Origin of the sequence: Burkholderia sp. AU44665 (genome assembly GCF_030504405.1) — a bacterium.
Lineage (GTDB): Bacteria > Pseudomonadota > Gammaproteobacteria > Burkholderiales > Burkholderiaceae > Burkholderia > Burkholderia semiarida.
The window spans coordinates 236,782-256,474 of record NZ_JAUJRI010000004.1; the positions used below are offsets into that span (position 1 = coordinate 236,782).

At 64.3% G+C, this 19,693-nt stretch carries 15 protein-coding genes; 2 read left to right on the forward strand and 13 right to left on the reverse strand.

Annotated elements, in window-relative coordinates:
* Positions 1 to 45: 45 nt before the first annotated feature.
* The 5 genes from QZM15_RS11980 to QZM15_RS12000 form a co-directional block, all read right to left on the reverse strand.
* The gene (locus tag QZM15_RS11980; protein ID WP_006484776.1) at positions 46 to 747 is read right to left on the reverse strand and encodes an ABC transporter ATP-binding protein; all 702 of its coding nucleotides are present in this window, start codon (positions 745 to 747) and stop codon (positions 46 to 48) included.
* Positions 747 to 1,520, reverse strand: coding sequence for a high-affinity branched-chain amino acid ABC transporter ATP-binding protein LivG (gene livG / locus QZM15_RS11985; protein WP_059584445.1), 774 nt, complete (start codon positions 1,518 to 1,520; stop codon positions 747 to 749). Before livG ends, QZM15_RS11980 begins: the two co-directional genes overlap by 1 nt.
* Positions 1,517 to 2,788, reverse strand: a complete 1,272-nt coding sequence (locus QZM15_RS11990) for a high-affinity branched-chain amino acid ABC transporter permease LivM (protein ID WP_059584443.1) — start codon at positions 2,786 to 2,788, stop codon at positions 1,517 to 1,519. Before QZM15_RS11990 ends, livG begins: the two co-directional genes overlap by 4 nt.
* Positions 2,789 to 2,799: 11 nt before the next feature.
* Complete coding sequence (gene livH, locus QZM15_RS11995) at positions 2,800 to 3,726, reverse strand: high-affinity branched-chain amino acid ABC transporter permease LivH (protein ID WP_059584442.1); 927 nt, start codon at positions 3,724 to 3,726, stop codon at positions 2,800 to 2,802.
* A 183-nt stretch (positions 3,727 to 3,909) separates the two neighbouring features.
* Positions 3,910 to 5,028 carry a branched-chain amino acid ABC transporter substrate-binding protein gene (locus tag QZM15_RS12000; protein ID WP_302106451.1) on the reverse strand — a complete coding sequence of 373 codons (1,119 nt, stop codon included), beginning with the start codon at positions 5,026 to 5,028 and terminating at the stop codon, positions 3,910 to 3,912.
* Between the two features lie 188 nt (positions 5,029 to 5,216).
* Here QZM15_RS12000 and QZM15_RS12005 point away from each other — a divergent pair, with 188 nt between their 5' ends.
* Both QZM15_RS12005 and QZM15_RS12010 read left to right on the forward strand, forming a co-directional pair.
* On the forward strand, positions 5,217 to 5,678 hold the full coding sequence (locus tag QZM15_RS12005; RefSeq protein ID WP_302106452.1) for a hypothetical protein: 462 nt from the start codon (positions 5,217 to 5,219) through the stop codon (positions 5,676 to 5,678).
* Positions 5,679 to 5,815: 137 nt separating this feature from the next.
* Positions 5,816 to 6,469, forward strand: coding sequence for a hypothetical protein (locus QZM15_RS12010; RefSeq protein WP_302106453.1), 654 nt, complete (start codon positions 5,816 to 5,818; stop codon positions 6,467 to 6,469).
* A 330-nt stretch (positions 6,470 to 6,799) separates the two neighbouring features.
* Here the strand turns inward: QZM15_RS12010 and QZM15_RS12015 are convergent, their stop codons facing one another.
* The 8 genes from QZM15_RS12015 to QZM15_RS12050 form a co-directional block, all read right to left on the reverse strand.
* Positions 6,800 to 7,552 carry a macro domain-containing protein gene (locus QZM15_RS12015; protein WP_104012570.1) on the reverse strand — a complete coding sequence of 251 codons (753 nt, stop codon included), beginning with the start codon at positions 7,550 to 7,552 and terminating at the stop codon, positions 6,800 to 6,802.
* Complete coding sequence (locus QZM15_RS12020) at positions 7,549 to 11,856, reverse strand: RHS repeat-associated core domain-containing protein (RefSeq protein WP_302106454.1); 4,308 nt, start codon at positions 11,854 to 11,856, stop codon at positions 7,549 to 7,551. Before QZM15_RS12020 ends, QZM15_RS12015 begins: the two co-directional genes overlap by 4 nt.
* The gene (locus QZM15_RS12025) at positions 11,853 to 12,317 is read right to left on the reverse strand and encodes a DcrB-related protein (RefSeq protein WP_302106455.1); all 465 of its coding nucleotides are present in this window, start codon (positions 12,315 to 12,317) and stop codon (positions 11,853 to 11,855) included. The genes QZM15_RS12020 and QZM15_RS12025 overlap by 4 nt, the downstream gene beginning before the upstream one ends.
* Positions 12,318 to 12,335: 18 nt before the next feature.
* Entirely contained in the window at positions 12,336 to 14,471 is a 2,136-nt protein-coding gene (locus QZM15_RS12030) for a type VI secretion system Vgr family protein (protein WP_302106456.1), read from the reverse strand.
* A 133-nt stretch (positions 14,472 to 14,604) separates the two neighbouring features.
* Positions 14,605 to 16,485, reverse strand: a complete 1,881-nt coding sequence (gene tssF / locus QZM15_RS12035; protein ID WP_302106457.1) for a type VI secretion system baseplate subunit TssF — start codon at positions 16,483 to 16,485, stop codon at positions 14,605 to 14,607.
* A 285-nt stretch (positions 16,486 to 16,770) separates the two neighbouring features.
* On the reverse strand, positions 16,771 to 17,283 hold the full coding sequence (locus QZM15_RS12040) for an OmpA family protein (RefSeq protein ID WP_302106458.1): 513 nt from the start codon (positions 17,281 to 17,283) through the stop codon (positions 16,771 to 16,773).
* Between the two features lie 86 nt (positions 17,284 to 17,369).
* Positions 17,370 to 18,638 carry a diguanylate cyclase gene (locus QZM15_RS12045; protein WP_059584426.1) on the reverse strand — a complete coding sequence of 423 codons (1,269 nt, stop codon included), beginning with the start codon at positions 18,636 to 18,638 and terminating at the stop codon, positions 17,370 to 17,372.
* A complete protein-coding gene (locus QZM15_RS12050; protein WP_099317771.1) occupies positions 18,635 to 19,333 on the reverse strand; it encodes a YfiR family protein in 699 nt (232 codons plus the stop codon). The genes QZM15_RS12045 and QZM15_RS12050 overlap by 4 nt, the downstream gene beginning before the upstream one ends.
* Positions 19,334 to 19,693 lie beyond the last annotated feature (360 nt).

Consider the following 19,693-nt stretch of genomic DNA (forward strand, 5'->3'; position numbering starts at 1 on the left):
GCTAAAAAGCCGCCGGCCCGTTGCAGGCCAGCGGCTTCCCGCCGATCAACCGCCGAGATACGCTTGCTTGATCCGGTCGTTCGCGAGCAGGTTCGCGCCCGTGTCGGCCAGCACCACGCGCCCCGTTTCGAGCACGTAGCCGCGATCGGCCACGCCGAGCGCCTTGTTCGCGTTCTGCTCGACCAGGAACACCGTGACGCCCTCGTCGCGGATCGTCCGGATGATGTCGAAGATCTGCGCGATCACGAGCGGCGCGAGGCCGAGCGTCGGTTCGTCCAGCAGCAGCAAACGCGGCTTGCTCATCAGCGCACGGCCGATCGCCAGCATCTGCTGCTCGCCGCCCGACATCGTGCCGGCCCGCTGCGCCGCGCGTTCCTTCAGGCGCGGAAACAGCTTGAACACGTGCTCGATGCCGTCGTCGATCTCGTGACGGCTCGCGAAAAAGCCGCCCATCTTCAGGTTCTCGAGCACCGTCAGGCTCGGGAACACGCGCCGCCCTTCCGGCGAGATCGCCATCCCCTGCCGCATGATCTGGTGCGTCGACATCGCGGTGATGTCGTTGCCCTCGAACAGCACGCGGCCCGACGACGCGCGCGGCGTGCCGCATACCGTCATCATCAGCGTCGTCTTGCCGGCGCCGTTGCTGCCGATCAGCGTGACGATCTCGCCCTTGTTCACTTCGATCGACACGCCCGCGAGCGCCTCGACCGCGCCGTAGTGCGTATGGACCTGTTCCAGCTTCAGCATCACTCTTCCCCCAGATACGCCTTGATCACGCGCGGGTCGTTGCGGACCGCTTCCGGCGTGCCGATCACGATCGGCCGGCCGTGCTCCATCACGAGGATGCGGTCGGACACGCCCATCACGAGGCTCATGTCGTGTTCGATCAGCAGCACCGATACGCCGAATTCACGGCGCAGCTTGTCGATCAGGTGCTGCAGCTCGATCTTTTCCTGCGGGTTGAGGCCGGCAGCCGGCTCGTCCAGCATCAGCAGGCGCGGCTCGGTGATCATGCAGCGCGCGATCTCCAGACGCCGCTGGTGCCCGTACGACAGCGTGCCGGCCGGCCGGTTGGCGACCGCGGTCAGCCCCATCCGGTCGAGCCACACGGCCGCGCGTTCGAGCGCTTCCTTCTCGGCGCGACGATACGCGGACGTCGCGAACAGGCCGTGCAGCAGCCCGGCCTTCACCTTCCGATGCTGCGCGACGAGCAGGTTCTCGACGACGGTCAGCGACTTGAACAGGCGGATGTTCTGGAACGTGCGCACCAGGCCCTTCAACGCAATCTGGTGGCTCGGCAGCCCGCCAATCGCGTGGCCGTCAAGCACGACGTCGCCGCCGGTCGGCTTGTAGAAGCCGCCGACGCAGTTGAACACGGTGGTCTTGCCTGCGCCGTTCGGCCCGATGATCGCAAACACCTCGTTGCGGCGCACGTCGAAATCGATGCCGTCCACCGCGAGCAACCCGCCGAAGCGCATCTGCAGCCCGGCCACCTTCAACAGTTCTGCATTCGCGCTCATTGCGGCAGCTCCACGTGAGGACGGCTCGCGGGCAGCAGGCCCTGCGGACGCCACATCATCATCAACACCATCACCAGACCGAAGATCAGCATCCGGTACTCGGCAAAGCCGCGCGCGACTTCCGGCAGCACGGTCAGCAGGATCGCCGCGAGAATCACGCCGAGCTGCGAGCCCATCCCGCCGAGCACGACGATCGCGAGGATCAGCGCCGATTCGATGAAGGTGAACGATTCAGGATTCACCAGGCCCTGACGCGCGGCGAAGAACGCGCCGCCGATACCCGCGAACGCCGCGCCGAGCGTGAACGCCGACAGCTTGATGCGCGTCGGGTTCAGGCCGAGCGAACGGCACGCGATCTCGTCGTCGCGCAGCGCTTCCCATGCGCGGCCCATCGGCATGCGGATCAGGCGGCTCGTCACGAACAGCGTGAAGCCGACCAGCACCAGCGCGATCAGGTACAGGAAGATCACCATGTGCTCGCCGCTGTATTCCAGCCCGATCAGTTCGTGGAAGGTCTTCGCGCCTTCGACGCTCGCCGAGCGCGCCATTTCGAAGCCGAACACCGTCGGCTTCGGTATGCTCGAGATGCCGTCCGGGCCGCCGGTGAGGCTCGTCAGGTTGTTCGCGAGCAGGCGGATGATTTCGCCGAAGCCGAGCGTGACGATCGCCAGATAGTCGCCGCGCAGGCGCAGCACCGGGAAGCCGAGCAGGAAGCCGAACGTCGCCGCGGCAATCGCCGCGATCGGCAGGCATTCCCAGAACGACAGCCCGAAATACTGGTTCAGCATCGCGTACGTATAGCCGCCGACCGCGTAGAAGCCGACATAGCCGAGATCCAGCAGCCCCGCGAAACCGACCACGATGTTCAGCCCGAGGCCGAGGATCACGTAGATCAGCGCGAGCGTCGCGACGTCCACCGCGCCGCGCGAGCCGAAGAACGGCCACACGAGGCCGACGGCGAGCAGCACCCAGATGATCACGCGCTGCTGCTGCGCGCCCATCGCGGGCATCGCCGGCAGCTTCACCGCCGATTTCGCGCGCACGAGCCACGGCTTGAACAACTGGAACAGGAACACGGCCGCGACCGCGATCCATACCGGGCGCCAGTGCGGCGTGAGCACCACCTGATAGCCTTCGAGCTTCAGTTGCAGCCCGAGCACCGGAATCGTGAGGATCGCCGTCAGGAGCGCGGCGGCCGCGGCATTTTTCAGCGCCTGGCCGATCGACGCGTCGGCAGCCGGGCGGCGAACGGAAATGACTTGACTCATCTGCGTCTCCGTCAAACCTTTTCGATGTCCGACTTGCCGAGCAGGCCGGTCGGGCGGAAGAGCAGGATCAGCACGAGCAGGCCGAACGCGACCACGTCCTTGTACTCGGCCGGCATGTAGCCTGCGGCGAAGGTTTCGGCGAGGCCCAGCAGCACGCCGCCGAGCATCGCGCCCGGAATGCTGCCGATCCCGCCGAGCACCGCGGCGGTGAACGCCTTGATGCCCGCGACGAAGCCGATATACGGATTCAGCTTGCCGATCGTCAGCCCGATCAGCACGCCGCCGACGGCCGCCAGCATCGCGCCGAGCACGAACGTGAACGAGATCACCCGGTTCGTGTCGATGCCGAGCAGGTTCGCCATCTTCATGTCCTCGGCGCACGCGCGGCACGCACGGCCCATCCGCGAATGCGAGATGAACAGCGTGAGCGCGATCATCAGCACGATCGTCACGCAGACGATCAGCAGGCGCGCATACGGAACCGTCACGTCGTAGTCGCCGCCGAGATGGATCTCGAACGCGCCGGAGATCAGCACCGGCACCGACACGTCGCGCGCGCCCTGGCCGATCTGCACGTAGTTCTGCAGGAAGATCGACATGCCGATCGCGGAGATCAGCGGCACGAGGCGCGGGCCGCCGCGCAGCGGGCGATACGCGACGCGCTCGACCGCGAAGCCGTACAGGCCGGTGACGATCACCGACACGATCAGCGCGGCGCCGAGCACGAGCGGCAGCGGATAGCCGGCGGAGATGCCGATGGCCGTCAGGGTCACGAGGCCCACGTATGCGCCGATCATGTAGATCTCGCCGTGGGCGAAGTTGATCATGCCGATGATGCCGTAGACCATCGAATAGCCGATGGCGATCAACGCATAGATCGCACCCAGCGTCAGGCCGTTGACCAGCTGCTGGGCGAATTGGGGAAAGAAGTCAGTCATGTGCGGGAAGCTCCCGTTGGCGCTGGGTCGCGTGCCGTCGCCGGATCACGGCGGCCGGCCGCGCGCAGCGCACGGTGTCGTCTCGGGCCGCCCTTTGGCGCGCATGGGGCAGATGCGCGGCCAATACGCACCCGCCCCGTCCGGGTTTCGGGCGGGGCGGGTGCGCGAGCGGATACTCCGTTGTTACTTGGCGGCGGTCTTCGTCGCGTCCTTGTGCCACGTGTACACGACGAACTTGAACGCCCTCAGGTCGCCCTGCGCGTCATACGCGACCTTGCCGATCGGCGTGTCGAACGTCGTCTTGTGCATGTACGCGGCGACCTTCGTCGGGTCCGTCGTCTTCGCGCCCGCGATCGAGTCGGCGATGATCTTCACCGCTGCGTACGACGGCATCTGGAACGGGCCGTTCGGGTCGCGCTTCTTGTCCGCGAACGCCTTCACGAGCGCCGCGTTGGCCGGATCAGCCGAGAAGTCGGCCGGCAGCGTGACCAGCATGCCTTCCGAGGCCGGGCCGGCGATCGCCGTCACGTCCTTGTTGCCCACGCCTTCAGGCCCCATGAACGTCGCCTTCACGCCCTGCTCGCGCGCCTGGCGCATCAGCAGGCCCATTTCCGGGTGGTAGCCGCCGAAGTAGACGAAATCGACGCCTTGCGACTTCAGCTTCGTGATGATCGCCGAGTAGTCCGAATCGCCGGCGTTGATGCCTTCGAACAGCACGACCGGGATCTTCGCGGCTTCGAGGTCCTTCTTCACCGACGACGCGATGCCCTGGCCGTACGACTGCTTGTCGTGCAGGACCGCGACCTTCTTCGGCTTCACGTTGTTGATGATGTAATGCGCGGCAGCCGGACCTTGCTGGTCGTCGCGGCCGATCGTGCGGAAGATGAAGTGGCGCTTCTTGCCTTCCGTCAGCTGCGGCGCGGTGGCCGACGGCGTGACCATCACGATGCCTTCGTTCTCGTAGATGTCCGACGCGGGAATCGTCGAACCCGAGCACACGTGGCCGATCACGTACTTGATCTTCTGGCTGACGATCTTGTTGGCGACGGCGACGGCCTGCTTCGGTTCGCACGCGTCGTCCATCATCACGACTTCGAACTTGTTGCCGCCCGCACCGCCTGCCGCGTTGATCTGTTCGATCGCGGTCAGCGCGCCGGCCTTCACCATGTCGCCGTATTGGGCGACCGAGCCGCTCATCGGACCGGCGATGGCGATCTTCACGGTTTCCGCTTGCGCGGCGGCGGCGCCGGCGGCGAACAGCACGGCGGCGACGGAAATGGACGTAAGACGGGACAGCGTCATCTGGGAGCTCCTCGATGTTGTTTAGTCATACGGGCAAAGGCGGCATGACTTGCGCAATCGAACAGCACCCGGGGCGAGGACAGGGGACACGCCCGAGACACATAGAAGACGGAACTCCAGCGGAATGTTGCGTAGCGGGGCCCGGCTCTTGCAGTCCCCGAAGGGGACGTCTGGTTCGGAAAGACATCGTGATGCGTCTTGCATTGCGCAAGCGTTTCGCCTGCCCCGCTTGCCAAATCGCTCGTTCGGAGGGATGGTCCGACAGCCATTGGCAAGGCAGCCGAAATTATATGGGCGTTTTTCAATCGTCTGTCAAAAATGCCTGTCGATTGAGGGAAAACACGTACGTTTTGGAGGTGGGCGGGTGGCGACGGGGGCGCAACCTCCGGAAGGCGGGAACGTTTGCTTTGGGTGCAATCGGGTTGCTATTGGGCGGGGAGACCGGGGTGGGTTCCTTGCTGGGCGTGGCGTCCGGCGACGGCGTGATCTGCGATGGTGCGTTTTGTGGGCGGCCCCAGGAGTCGATCGCGGGAAATCAATCGACTGATGATTGTGTGAGTGCGCACCAGAACGGGCGCTCGACATCGCGGCAAATCTTACTGTTTACCTTTGACGCTAAACATTTTGAAAGCTTTTTGAGATTTCCATGAAATAATGTGGCCTCGCTTCAGCAATCCAGCCAGCCTCCCTGCAAGTCGCGCCCGCCGCGCCTCGCAGTCGCTTCAGGGACGCTTCGACGTCCCCCTTGTCGCTCAGCCGCCAGCCAGTGATTTGCCGTTTTTGTTCAATGCACATCACCTGCTTCGAATCACCGATGAATTGCCCAATCCGCCTCTCTTCCGCCGCCGCGATCGCGTGCGCGCTTTCTGTTTGTGCTGCCCATGCTTCCGGACGCGATACGCTGACCGACCGGTCGGCCGGCGCCAATGTGTTTCGCTCGGAGCGACGTGCGGCCGCCCGGGATGACGGGCATGTGGCGCGGTTGAGCCGCAGACGGGTGCAGTTCGCCACGCCTGCCGAACGCAGCCCTTTCGATACGCCGGATACGCGGCCGTTGCGGGTGACGAGCGATGCGCTTGTGGCATTGCCGCCTGCTTCTTCTGAGCGTGAACCCGATGTCATCTTGCCGCCGAATCGTGTCGCGCTCGGCGCGGGCGGGAGCGATAGTTTGGGGCGCGCTGTGCCGCGGTATGAGCAGCGCGAGCGGAACTGGAATGAATACCTGCGCGCTAATGGCTCTGGGCCGGCTGGCAGCGGCGGCTCGTATGCGCCTCAGCGGCCGTACGATGCGCCGCGCGGTCCGCACGGCGCGCCGAATCCGTTCGATCCGTCGGTGCCGCAGCCAGAGACACGGACGTTCTATGACAACGGCTCAGGCACGAAATGCACGGCTACCGGCGGTGCGGGGACGTCGCGGTCGTCTTGCGATATCGCTTGGTGATGCGTGGTTTGGGGTGGCTGCCGCCGGTTACGGCTGCTCTACCCCGTCCGGCGCGCTGCGCGACGTCGCGCAGCGCGGCCGCATCTCGCGGCGTTGCCTTTTACATCTGCGTGATGATCAGCCTGCCCGGCTCAATGTCGATCCTCGCCTTGCGACCCGGAACAAAACACGCATCGTTGATCAGCCACGCGCGTCGAGGCCGGCGCGGCCACCGACACTTCACCCCAGGCGGCCGTCGACCGCTGCGGCACCCGCGTAACCCACTCCTCCTGCACCGCATCGTCCCACACCTTGTAGCGCGCCTGCCAAACCAGCTCGCCGCCAGCGTTATCAAGAAAGTGTAATTATTTTACAAGTCTGTTTATAGTACGAAAACACTTCGTCGATTTCCGCCGAAATGACTTCCCAATCCCCGCCACCAAGTCCCGCGCCAATCATTGGCATTTGCACCGAAAGTCGATTAGCTAACGCAAATTCGCAAATTTTACTAAGGCATATCTTGAGGTCAGAATACGAAACGTATTGAGCAACGTCGCGACTACTCTTGCGAATCCCGTCCTGAGAAACCATGTTCGCGACAAATATCCGCTTCTCGTCATCCACAGACAAAAATTGAACCATTCCGAGCGGAGGCCGCTGTTCATCTCGGAACAATTCGAGATAACCATCTCGTGCGACAGGGTATTTCTTGCCGAGAGAAACAACAAACCCGCGCCCCCATTTCCCCCGATTGTTCACCACATGAGCAATCAAGGTTGAATTTTCCCGTGGCACAGCCGCATCCCCAACTTCATAGACAATCGACAGTCCTTTGGGAGGATTGCCTATGACCGCCTTCCAGACATGCTCGAAATCTTCTCGTTTGATTTCGTCTTTTTGAGAAATTTCAAGCTCGTCCTTAATTCCATCAAAGAGCAAAAATCCTATCTCAGGATTCCAATCACGTACCGATGAAGATGCATAGATAACTCCACCATCAGGATGGCTAATCTGGCGCGTCGCGACGCCGTCGAGAAATTCCGTATAAACCTCCCCTACACCACACGGAAACTCTGTTTTTGAATGGAAATATTCTCTTTTCATGAGCAACTCGATCCACTTCTTTTCACGCGATTCGAAATATCAAGTGGTTCACTCCCTTCAACCAAGAAAGTTCCTGGACGGGGCTCCTTGACATCCAAACCCGTAACGTCAATTTCAACAAAATGCGTGATGCTATTAAGTTTTCGCGCATCGCCGTAAATATTTGCCGCAAGCTGTCCTAGTGACATCTTTCCAGCTCCAGCAGCATCGGCCATAGTTCTACCGCCAATCATATCGGGAGATATATCAGTGAAATACTGACCATCTCCAAACCTTGCATGTACGGGCCCATGCGACGCATTCAAAAGTCCACTACTCGTAATGCCCTCCATACCATCTTGAGTCGTGTAGTGGTAAAGCGTTGTTATGTCGTCGCCAGTCAGTCCCCATGGGTCAATCCACGATACCGGGTTAGGCGCGTACCGATAGAGGTTCGCTCCTCCCAGCAATCCAATCGGATCCGGATTGATGAATCTCCCGATGTCTGGATCGTAGAACCGGAAAGTGTTGTAGTGCAACCCGGTCTCGCGGTCCAAATACTGTCCTTGGAAGCGCAAGTTCTGTGGTCGTGGTGCATATGTCGACGTCGGCGCGGCTACCGACACTTCACCCCAGGCGGCGGCCGACGTCTGCGGCGCCCGCGCGATCCACTCCTCCTGTACCGCATTGCCCCAAACCTTATAGCGCGCCTGCCAGACCAACTCGCCACCAGCGTCAGTCAGTTCCTCCGGCAACCCCGATACATCATTGTGGAAGTAGTAAACCGCATCCCGTCCATCCGCATCATTAGCCGCTGCCCTCCCTTGATCGATCCGGGCAAGCGGCACATAACTATTGGACTCGTACAAGTACGTCAGCGCTTCCTCGCCCTGACGATCGTGATACGTCTCCTGCACCAACCGCATGCCGTCCCACAGGAAATCCGTACTCGCATAACTGCCATTGAGCTTCCTGATCCGTCGACCGAACGCGTCGTATTCGAAATGCGTCGTTGCAACCCCGAGCCGGTCCTTCGTCACGACGGTCTTCAACTGGTTCCAGTCGTCGTATTCAAGCGTGAGCTCTTTAGCCGGCCCATGCCCGCTCACCTTACGAACGAGCCGCCCATACGCGTCGTACTCGAAGCGCTTGTCCTCGAACATCTTGAGCCGGTTGTGCTCGACGTAGCCACCCGGGTGATCGCTCGACACCAGGTTCGCCGCGGCATCCCACCGAAACACTTCCGACGGCAATCCCGGCCCCACCGCCTGTTCGATGCGCCCCGTCGGGTCATACCGATAGCTCGTCGTGCCGTAACGCTGGTCACGCTTCTGGATCACGTCGCCAGCGGCATCGTATTGCCACTGCTTCGCAAGCAACTCGCCGCCCGCCGCGCCGCGCTGCGCAGTTTGCCGCGCACGGCGCCCCACCGCGTCATACCCGAAGTGACTCGTCAGCTTGCCCTGCGTCCGCAGCACCTCGCGATGCAGGTCGTCCCGTTCGATGTCCGCAACCGTGGCACCGTCGAAACGAATCTGGTGTACATGCCCCGACCCGTAATGCAGCCAGTCGATCGTGCGCTCGCCGGAAATCGTCGTGCTGACACGATTGCCGAGCTCGTCGTAGGTGTGTGCGAGCCAGCCGGTCGGCGTGTATTCCTCGACGACTTCTCCACGCTTGTCGTACTTCAGGCTGACGCGATTCTTCAACGATGGTCCTCGGGCAGCAAGCGTGTACAACTCGGCCGATGTGATCCGGCCTGCCTCGTCGTACAGGTATTCGCAACGCTCGTGCGCGGCTTGCTTCGCCGTCAGCCGCCCAATCGCGTCGCGCTCGTACCGTGTCTCGAGCTGCCCGTCGCGGACGATCGTGCCTAGACCGCACACGTCGTACTCGTACATACGCTTGTGGCCATCGAGACCGATCTGTGCGGAAACCAGATCGCGACGGTCATACTGAAAGCGATACGTCTCACGATTCTCGTTGGTCAGGCTCGCCAACCGGAACGCCTGGTCATAGCCGAACTGCACGACCCGACCCGCCGCATCCGTGCGAGACAAGAGCAATCCACGCGGATTGAGTTCATAGCACGTGCTGCGTTGGTTCGCATCGGTGACCTCAACCAGCCTTCCGGCCGCGTCGTAACGGAACATTTGACGTGCACCATCAGCCGTCCCGATCCCCGTGACCCGCCCCATCGCATCCGTTTCGTACACGGTGGCATTGCCGGCCGCATCGGTCACCCGCGCGAGCGCACCACGTGCGTCATACGCAAACCGCGTGACCTTGCCGGAACAATCGGTATACGCGGTCAACTGCGCCCGGCCATTCCATTCAAGGAACTTGTACCCGCCGCGCGCATCACGAATCGTATGCACGAGCCCGCGATCGTCGCGGTAATACTCGGTCGCAAAACCCGCCGGATCGCGCGTCATCGTCAGGTTGCCGCGCGCGTCGTAACGATAGATCCATCGCGCGTTGGTCGGATCGATTTCCGCAACAGGCAGATCGTAGTGCCCATTCCATTCGGTCCGCTCGACGTGGCCGAGCGCGTCGATGCGCTGCGTCTGCCGCCCGCGCTCGTCATATTCGAAGCGAGTGACATGGCCGGCCGGATCGGTCGTGCTCAACAACTGCCGCATCGCATTCCATTCGATCTGCCAGACGTGCCCTTCGGCATCGGTGTAGCGCGTCGGTTGCTGATCCTCGTTCCACGTCCAGCGCGTCACGCGCCCGATCTGATCGGTGATCGTCACCGAACGCTGCGCAAGGTCTGCATCGAACGTGTACGCTTCGCCGTCGTCGGTCCAATGGCGTACGACACGTGCGTCGCGGCCCACACCCTGCCACGCATAAAAGCAGTTCAAGCCGCCGGGCAACGTGTGCTGGACCATCAACCCATACTCGTAGGCAAACCGTCGCCCGGTGTGGCCGCTGCGATCGGTCACGGCCACGAGTTGGCCGGCATCGTCGTACGCATAACGCACCAGCGTGTCGGGTTGCTCTCCGTCGACACCGCGCGTCAGTTCGATCGTGGCAATGCGTCGAGGATGAGGCTTCTCGTAACCCAGCGTCAGCACGCGACCCGCGCTGTCATGCAACCGCACCGGCCGCACGACCTCATCTACCGCTTCCTGCTCGACCTCAATCCAGTTGCCGTTGCGATCCTCGAGCCGCCGCAGCTTGAGCATCTCGCTGTCCGCATCGCTGCCCGCGCGGCCGAAATCGCGATACAAACCATCGACCGTTTCGACCACATAGTGCCCGCCGGCGGTACAAATCAGGTAAATGCCTTCCGGCACGCTGAAATGACTCTCACCCGGCGACACCGCCGGAAACTCGATCTCGCGCCCCTGTTCGTCCCAGTACGTGATCGATGTGATGACGCCGTTCTCCCGCGCCACCCTCAACTCGACACTGATCGGCACGCTCCAGCCGACACCGAACAGGCCATCGGCGCGATCGTCGTGGCTGCTGTAAAAACGCCGCCAGACGATCGGCAGCGGGCCCGGCAACACGAAGTCGGTATCGTCGCTGCCGTCGAGAATCTTGCCGCCGGTGATCACGTTGACGGGATGGCCGGCCGACGGCTGCATCTTGCTGCCGAGCCATGTGCCGAATATGCCGGCCGCGAAATTCATCGCGAGACAAGGCAGCTTGCCCTTGACGAAATCGCCCCAGCTTCCCTTGCCTCGGCCACAGAGCGCAAGCGCGATACCAATCGCCGCGCCGAGCCCGGCGACCCACGGCCGCGCCGCGCTGATGTCGCGCACGGTCTTCGTGCCGCCGCCGAAGAAAACGTCCGGCGAGCCCTTCGAGATCGTGCCGTCACAGGTGGTCTTGTCGTCGACCCGCGCCGCAGGCAGATCGTTGATGAACACCACGTCGGACCCTTGCGCGACGAATTGCGGACCGGGATGGTCGCTGCACAGCACCGGATCCATGTCCGCGCCATCGGCCGCGCGCGCGGCCGGCTTCCCGTTGACGAACACATCGGGCGAGCCGTTCTGGATCGTGCCTTTCTCCACGGGCGGAGAAATGGCGTTGCCGAGCCCCTTCGCGGCCTCGTCGATCTTGTCGTTCAGGCCCGAGCCCTGCATGTAGGCGGCCACGCCGACGCCGATCGCCAGCACGATCGGCGTCGCCAGCCCGCCGGTGCCAATTTCGAGCGCGCCCAACGCGCCGAACACGAGGCCTTCCGCTATCGTGGTCAGCGCCCATCCGATACCCAGGCCGCCCAGCAGCGACCCGCCCATGCCGAGCAAATCGCCCGCAAGCGTCGTGTGGGTAAAGGGATCGTCCTTGCGAGCGGCCGGTTGACTCATGGGCGGCCGGCATCCGAAACGAGCGTGGGCGCAACCGGGCGCGGCTGGAAGCTCTCCAGCATGCGCGCGGCGAGCGCACGCTGTTCGTCGTTGAGCGGCGCGGCATTGGTCAACGTCATCACGATCACCTGCCCGCCGGCATCGAGCCGAAACGCCGTCTGCATCTGATGAAAGGTGCGACCGTCCTGTTCATGCGTCGATTCCGTTTGCACGCCAGGGCATTCCGCCCGCCCGACCGTCACCAGGCGTCGCGACTGCACGTTCAGATTCTGCGCGGTGCGCGACGCCTGCGCCCATTCGCGCTCGACGAACGCGTCGATCGACTCCTGCTCGCGCAGCCGGCCGCGGGACACGACGAGACTCAGCCCGCCCGGGCCGACGGGAAGAATCAGCATGTTGACGGTGCGATCAAGCGCCGCGTCCGGCAATTCGAATGTGCCTTCATGGATTGCGTAGTGCATGGCTGGTTTCGTTCGAGTTTATTTGTTGAGATCGATACGCTTGCCGTTGACCGTCACACCGTCGTCGGTCATCAGGATCACGGAGCCGTTGTGCTCGAGGCGAATGCCTTCCGGCGCGAGCGAGATCGAGCTGTCCTGCACCTTCAGCAGGATGCCGCGCTCGGCCACATAGACCTGCGTGCCGCCGCCGTCCTTGGCCGGTGTCGCCACCTCGACGGTCGTGGCCGTGGTGCTGCGCTTCTCGGCGATCGTCTCGGTGAGGTTGCCCTGCGGAATCTGCTTTTCTTCGCTGCCCGTCGCCACCAGCACAGTACGCATCGGCCCCATCACCTTGTGCGTCTCGTTGTTCTCGACGACGGTGTTCATGTCCTTCTGCGCGTGCATGAAGAATTCCTGCATGCCGTTCGTGTCGGTCATGCGGATCTCGTTCGACCCCGCACCCTTATGCGTCTGGCTCTTGATCCCCATCGTCTGGCCGGCCGCGCCGTGATACGGGTTGCCCTGCTCGCCGTTGAACACGCGGCCGACGATCACCGGGTTATCCGGATCGCCCTGATTGAACGCCACCAGCACTTCCTGCTTGATCCGCGGAATCGCGGCCGCGCCCCAGCCGTCGCCCGCCCACGGCTGCGACACGCGCACCCACATCGAATCGGAGCCGTCCTTCTTGCCGCGCCGGTCCCACGGGAAATGCACCTTCACCGCACTGCCGTTCGTATAGATTTCCTCGCCCTTCGGCCCGACGACGATCGCCGAATGCGTGCCGTGGATCACCGGCTTCGGCGTCGCGCGCGGCGCACGGTACGGGATCTTCTTCGGCAGCAGCGAGAAGCTGTTGCGGTACGGCAGCTTCGCGCTGTGCTGCGTGTAGTCGTTCACGGCCTCGTGACGCACGTGCAGGATCACGTACTCCTGGTTGTTTTCGAGCACCGGGTGGTTCGCGACGGCCACGGTGCCCGCCGTGGTCATGCGCCACGCATAGCCGCTGCCCGTGTAGCGATGCGCCTGCGCCTCCTCGGCCTCCATCGCGAAACGCGCGTAGCGGTTACCGTCGTCGCCGTGGTCGTACAGCGACTGGTGCTCGAACCGCTCGGTCGCGTCGAGCCGTGCGTGCTTGAGGTTCTGCGGCCCGGCCTCCACCAGCATCAGCGGCGACGACGGATTCTGGTGATTGAAGTCGCGGAACGTGATCTTGCCGACGCCGAAACGCCGACCTTCGTGCAATTGATCGATGCCGCTGTCCTCGCTCGCCTCGGTCGCCGCGAACGGCACGGTGGCGAGTCCGTCGATCGGGCGGAACAGCAGGTTCGTGTCGCCGATCACGAGAAAGTGCTTGTCCTTCTCGTAGCGGTGCGTCCACACGAGCCCCTCCTGCTCCATCAGCCGCGCGCAGAAATTGTAGTAGCTCTCCTGGTACATCACGACGTATTCGAGCGGCTTCTGGCTCGTCCGGATATCGAACACGAAATCGGAAAAACCGTGTTCCTGGAAGATCTCGGTGAGGATGTCCTGCGCGGTCTTGTTCTGGAAGATCCGGCAGTCGGTGGAACGCGTGAGGAACCAGAACCACGGCACGGCCGTCAGGTGGTATTGCGTGACGTTCCCGGGGTTGCCGGCGCGGTCGAACGACGCGACGTAGCCGTCGAAGTAGCGGTCGTTGTCGCCGGTGCCCGAGGCCACGACGCGTTCGAGGGTCGATAGGCGCGCCTGCTGGTCGAAGCGGATCTTGACCTGCTGGCCGATCAGATCGTCCGGGCGCAGGTCGTGGCGATGCGACAGCAGGTCGAGGTGGATCTCCGGCAACCGGTTCACATGCTCGTCGATGACAGCCGCGCTGACGAGCAGCACATCCGGTCCGAGCGGCGTATCGAGCGTGACGTAGCGGTTGAGCTGGGTCAGGCGCGCGGGGTTGGCGGCGCCGTTGATCGCTTCGGCAATCGCGCCGGGCGTCTTCTCCATCAGCGAGAAGCCGGTCTGTGCGAGTTGCAGTGCCCGCTGGACGGTGTCGACGTGCCCGGCCAGCCCTGCGAGCGGCCCGAGACTGCCGGCCACACTCGACGCGACCGGGCCGGCGAGGCCCCCGAGCGCGCTCAACGAGCCGAGCGCACCACCGCCCAATCCATTGGGAATACCCCCGTTCGGAGCGAAACTCATTCTTGTTCCTTGCGTGTGATCTCAGGTTCCGTAAGCCGGCTCGCCGGCCCGAAGCCTCGATAATGTAGGGTAAAACCCGACGGCTTGAAAGACGTCCGCAAACGTTTTCGTTCGAGCCCTGAAAATCGGGAAACTAGACCAGTGGCTGGGTGCCCGGACGCGGCGCCCCACGCCGAAGCACCGCACCCGTAGCGGCCGAAAACAGCACGACCTGCACGAAGCTCGTGACCGGCACGTAGGGCGCGAAGAACCGGTCCATCACGTGCGCGAATCCGCTCAGGCTGAACGCGGCGAAACGCTGCTCGTCCACGACCAGCCGCACCTCCAGCCCGTGCACGAACGCCGATGCCGGCTTGCCGGGCAGCCAGCCCCGCACGCGCGCGGTCGACAACGACACGATCGCATCGAAGCGCCGGCCGGCGTCCACCGAGTTCTCCGCCCAGCGCGCGCAAAGCCGCCTGATCTGGGTCAGGCCGCCCTTGTCCAGCCGGACCGCCTGCGGCACGAGAAGCGACAGCAGATCCCACAGCTCCCCATGGCGGAAAGCGGTCGGCCGGCTCGCGGTCGGCCGGTTCAGCAACATGACCGTTCCCGCCGGATCGCCCGCGGGCAACGCCAGTTCGCGCTCGCGCATCGCGGACAGATCGCCCTGCGTGCAGGACAGCCGGATCTCCAGCTTGCGATGGCCGGGGTCGGCAGGTCGCCCGCCCTGGTCAACGAGTTCCAGTTCGACACCGCGGAGCGATTCGGCAGCGTCGGCCGGGGACGGCGCCGGGCGCGCGTCCGTCTCCTTGGCGCGCGGATCGGCGGGTTCCTTCGGTGCCCGCCTTGCCTCGTCGTGCAACACCGTCCAGAACAACCCGGCACGCCTGTCCGTGCCATGGCTTAGCGACCGAAACGGCGCCAGCGTCGACGTTCCCGAGTCGCAGACATGACGCACGGCATCGATCGACCAGATAGCGGTGCGCGGCGCGCCCGCCTGCGCGAGCGCCCTCACCGCATAGTGCGCGCAACCCGCGCGCGTCTCGATCGGCTGGGCCTCGTCCTGAAACAGGTTGACGACCGGCGTACAAAACAACCGGACGTGGTCGGCCTTGGCGGCGGCCAGGCGCCGGGCGCGGTGCGAATCCGGATGCACGCCCGCGATCGCGAGGTGAAGCGCGACGCGACGGCTGCCGCCGGCGATTCGCTTGATCTTCCGCATGTCCACGTCGACAAAGTCGAAACGCTCCGGCATCGCGCAATACGCCATCAGCAAATGGAGCGGCCAAAGCGCCTCGTCCGGCCGCACGTCGAGCAGCGCATCGGCAGGATCGAAGCCGGCGGCCGTGAACGTTGCCTCCGGCAGACGCTTCCAGCGCGTCGAATCGCCTGCTTCGGCAAAGCTTCGGCCAGCAAGGAGCAACGCGGCGTCGGTGAGCGCCGCGACGATTTCGCGCGCGCCGGTGAAATGCACGCGCACGGTGTCCGGCACGATGGCGAAGGTGGCGTTCGGCGTGGTGAGCTCGAACGTGAAAGTCAGCAAGCCGGTAGCTTCCGCAGGCCACGCGACGTCGCGCGGCGCCATCGACGATGTCGTGTAACGCACCGACGACACCGTGAGCGGCACGATCGCGACGTCGTCCGCGACGCGGAATACTTCCTTGCCGATGGGCGCGATCAGCTTGTCGCCGCGCGGCACGACGCGCGGCGCAGTCAGGTCGCTGCTGCGGTCGCCCAGAAATTGCGCAATCGCGCATGAAGGAAACGGGCGCAGGAAAACACCGTGCAGCGTGTCGAGAAAACCGTGCGTAAACGCCGGCACGTCATCTTCGATGCGCATGTCGTGGCTCGCCGCCATCAATGCGAACGACTGCAACAGGCGTTCGACGTGCGGATCGTCCGAATGCTCGCCGTTGATCGCCAGCCGGGCGGCAATTTTGGGGAAGCGCTGGGCAAACGTCTGCACTGAACGGCGCAGCAGCGTCAGTTCACGCTCGAAGTGCGGCAGCAGATCCTTGGGTTCGATGGCCATACTCGTTCCGTCCGTCGCCGCATGTGCGTATGACGATGCAGCGTTAAAAAAGCGGAACGATTTTATTGGGACCACCTATTGTTTCATTCGCGACGCATCGAACGGGCGTCATTTCTGCGATGACGAATACTGCCGATGCCGCGCCTGAATGCTGCGAACATCAAGGCTCGCCGCTTGCAAACGGCCGCTCGGGCACTTTCGCGTCAATGGTGGCGAACCGTTACAGCGGACGGCACGGCGTGCGTGTCGGCGCGTCTACACACCACCCATGCGCGGCGTACCACCTCACCGCGGCGAGACCACAATCGCCGCCCGCCGATTCTGCGCGCGCCCTGCCGGCGTCCTGTTATCCCCCACCGGATCGCGCTTCCCTTTCCCGGCAATCGCGATCTGCTTCGCGTCGAGCCCGACGTCGACCAGTTCGATCGCCACCGCCTCCGCCCGCCGCCTCGACAATTCGATGTCGTACTTCTCCGTGCCCTCGTCATCCGAATACCCATAAACCCGCACGCCGTTGATGCCCGCCGACCGCAACGTCCGCCCGATCCGTTCGACGATCCGTCTGACATCCGGCTTGAGGTTGTATCGATCGAAATCGAACAGAATCGGCCCGGTCGAACCGAACTCGAACCCCTGCCCGGTCTCCTGGAACCCGGCCGACTTCAGCGCCGTCACCTGCGTCTGCGTCAGCCCCCGATGAAGCGGCGGCGGCGTGTTGCAGCCCCCCAGCAGCATGCACAGCAGCAGCGCACTCCCGACGCACATCCGCCCCGTGCTCACAGGAAACGAGTGGTTCATTTCGCATCCCCTTCCATCGCGCCCGCTCTGCAAGCGCTTCTTTTAACCGCCGCCGCGGCCTCGCCCGCGGCGCGAGTCGATCGACATCACACCGGCCCTGCCACGCTCTCCGCCAGTTGCCACGATCCCGGCCGCGCGCGCTTGGCGCGGTACATCGCGATATCCGCCGCGCGCAGCAGGCCGCTCGCGTCGGATGCGTGATCGGGAAACAGCGCAACGCCGGCACTCATCATGGTGGCCACCACGCGGCCGTCGGACAGCTCGATCGACGGCGCCATGCCGGACAGAATCTCGTCGGCGATCCGGCACACGCTGCCCGCTTCAGGCACCGCCGCCAGCATCACCGCAAATTCGTCGCCGCCCAGGCGCGCGACGAGATCGGCCTCGCGCACCCGCGTGCGCAGCCGCGACGCGATGCCGATCAGCACCGCGTCGCCCGCATCGTGGCCGAGACCATCGTTGATCTCCTTGAAGCGGTCGCAGTCGAGATAGAGAACCGCGACCCGCTGCCCCGTCAACGTGGCGTCGCACAGCGCCAGCGCGAGACGCGATTCGAACTGCACGCGGTTGGGCAACCCGGTGAGCGCATCGTGCGTCGCCTTGTGTTCGAGCGACGCGTTCTCGTCGCGCAGCGTGTTCTGCCAGTCTTCGAATTCGTCGAGCAATGCGTTGAAGTCGTCGCCGAGCTGGTTCAGTTCGGCGATCGCCGCCGGCTCGACGCGCCGCGCGAACGCACGCTCGCGCCGCACCGCGTGCGCGACGCCCGCCAGCGCGCGCAGCGGCGAAACGATGTTGCGCAGCAGGCGCTTCGAACTGACGTACGCACCGAACACGCTGACGGCCAGGCAGCCGAGAATGCCGCCGACGCCGCCGAGCAGGAAGCCGAAGAACTGGTGCCCGCGGCCGCGCACGACGACGTGGCCGACGATGATGCCGTCGTGCATCACCGGGACGGTCACCGGCCCGGGCAGCGCCACGTCGGCGACCGCGCGCTCGAGCCGCGCGATCCCGCTTCCGGCCGGCAGCTGCCACGTGGCGAACAGTTGCCCGTTGCTGTCGGTGACGACCACCTGCGCGACGTCCTCGTCGCCGGCGATCATGCCGATCGCCTCGTTCGCCGCGACGCGATCGCCGAACACGAGCGCCGCCTCGACCGTGTAACCGAGCGAGCGCGCGAGCAGGTTCAGGTTGTTGCCGGCATACGCGCGCAACGCGATCACGGCGACGACGATCAACGACACGGCGGCCATCGTCACGGCGACGAACGCGAGCCGCAGGTGTGCGCGACGCAGCACGCTTTGCAACGTCGGGCGCGGCACGGGCGAAGCGGGAACGGGAAGCGAGGGCCGTGTCATGGCGTCACCGGCCGTCGTGCGAGATTGAGGACGTTCGGATGCACGCGCACGCCGCTGCGCGCGACGGCATCGAGGTTGATGTCGAACGACACGCGATCGCCGTCGACGTCGAGGCAGAACATGCCGCCCGCGGTGCAGAACGGATCGTGTTCCGCGATCGTCAGCACCGGATGGCCGGCCAATGCGGCTCTCACCCGCGCGCGCTCGTCGTTGTTCAAGGCGCCGAGATAGACGACGTCGCATACGATGCCGAGCGACGGATCGTCGAAGCGGACGCGTTGCACGTCGAGCAGCGTCGAGCCGGCCTGCAGCGTGTCGGTCAGGCCGCGCGCGTAGTCGGGGCGCCCGGTGATGCACAGATGCAGGCGCACGGGCGTCGTCGGCCAGCGCGTGAAGCTGATGATGCCGAGTACGACGTGGCGCACGGCCGCGTCATGTGACGAAATGGCGGGATCGGCCGGGCTCGCGGCGGCGGCTGCGATGAACCCATTGTCGGCCGGGCCGTCCGTATCGGCGAACGCTCCGGCGAGCACGGCAGGCGCGGCGCCCAACACGCAAACGATTGCGAACAACGCGTGGCGCAGCGAAGTGATCCGGCCGGGCCGGCGCGTCGTCCGTGCGGCGCCCTGCGCCGCGCCCGTCGGCGTCGCTGCCGTCGCAAGACAGGCAGCAGCCGCACACACTTTCGCTTCCATGATCGCAACATCCGCCGGCATCGCTCTGGCGCTGCCTCCTGCCTCCCTCCATGCGCGCAAGCACCGAACGACGCGCACGATTTCTTCATCTTAGGTAAAAATTCGGATCACCAAGCAGTGGGAAACACCCGCGAAAAACACCCTGAATGGTATGGATCCGGTGCCGCGGCACGACGAGGCTGGCAATCGCGTCGACCGAAGCCGATCGGGTGTCGACGCGTGCAGATTGATCAGTGGATTGGACGCCCGTGCGCGGAAAACCTCATACGTTCCCACGCGTCAGGTGAGCGCCGGCAAATCGAATGACATCTCGCAACGGCTTTCGGGTCGGCCGGAACACTGCATTCGCAACCGGAGAAG

Bases quoted from the DNA above. Each gene is read 5' to 3' on its own strand.
- QZM15_RS12020 (WP_302106454.1), bottom strand. From the start codon at position 11,856: ATGAGTCAACCGGCCGCTCGCAAGGACGATCCCTTTACCCACACGACG.
- QZM15_RS11980 (WP_006484776.1), bottom strand. From the start codon at position 747: ATGCTGAAGCTGGAACAGGTCCATACGCACTACGGCGCGGTCGAGGCG.
- livH (WP_059584442.1), bottom strand. From the start codon at position 3,726: ATGACTGACTTCTTTCCCCAATTCGCCCAGCAGCTGGTCAACGGCCTG.
- QZM15_RS12050 (WP_099317771.1), bottom strand. From the start codon at position 19,333: ATGGAAGCGAAAGTGTGTGCGGCTGCTGCCTGTCTTGCGACGGCAGCG.
- tssF (WP_302106457.1), bottom strand. From the start codon at position 16,485: ATGGCCATCGAACCCAAGGATCTGCTGCCGCACTTCGAGCGTGAACTG.
- QZM15_RS12010 (WP_302106453.1), top strand. From the start codon at position 5,816: ATGCACATCACCTGCTTCGAATCACCGATGAATTGCCCAATCCGCCTC.
- QZM15_RS12025 (WP_302106455.1), bottom strand. From the start codon at position 12,317: ATGCACTACGCAATCCATGAAGGCACATTCGAATTGCCGGACGCGGCG.
- QZM15_RS12015 (WP_104012570.1), bottom strand. From the start codon at position 7,552: ATGAAAAGAGAATATTTCCATTCAAAAACAGAGTTTCCGTGTGGTGTA.
- QZM15_RS12040 (WP_302106458.1), bottom strand. From the start codon at position 17,283: ATGAACCACTCGTTTCCTGTGAGCACGGGGCGGATGTGCGTCGGGAGT.
- livG (WP_059584445.1), bottom strand. From the start codon at position 1,520: ATGAGCGCGAATGCAGAACTGTTGAAGGTGGCCGGGCTGCAGATGCGC.
- QZM15_RS11990 (WP_059584443.1), bottom strand. From the start codon at position 2,788: ATGAGTCAAGTCATTTCCGTTCGCCGCCCGGCTGCCGACGCGTCGATC.
- QZM15_RS12045 (WP_059584426.1), bottom strand. From the start codon at position 18,638: ATGACACGGCCCTCGCTTCCCGTTCCCGCTTCGCCCGTGCCGCGCCCG.
- QZM15_RS12000 (WP_302106451.1), bottom strand. From the start codon at position 5,028: ATGACGCTGTCCCGTCTTACGTCCATTTCCGTCGCCGCCGTGCTGTTC.
- QZM15_RS12030 (WP_302106456.1), bottom strand. From the start codon at position 14,471: ATGAGTTTCGCTCCGAACGGGGGTATTCCCAATGGATTGGGCGGTGGT.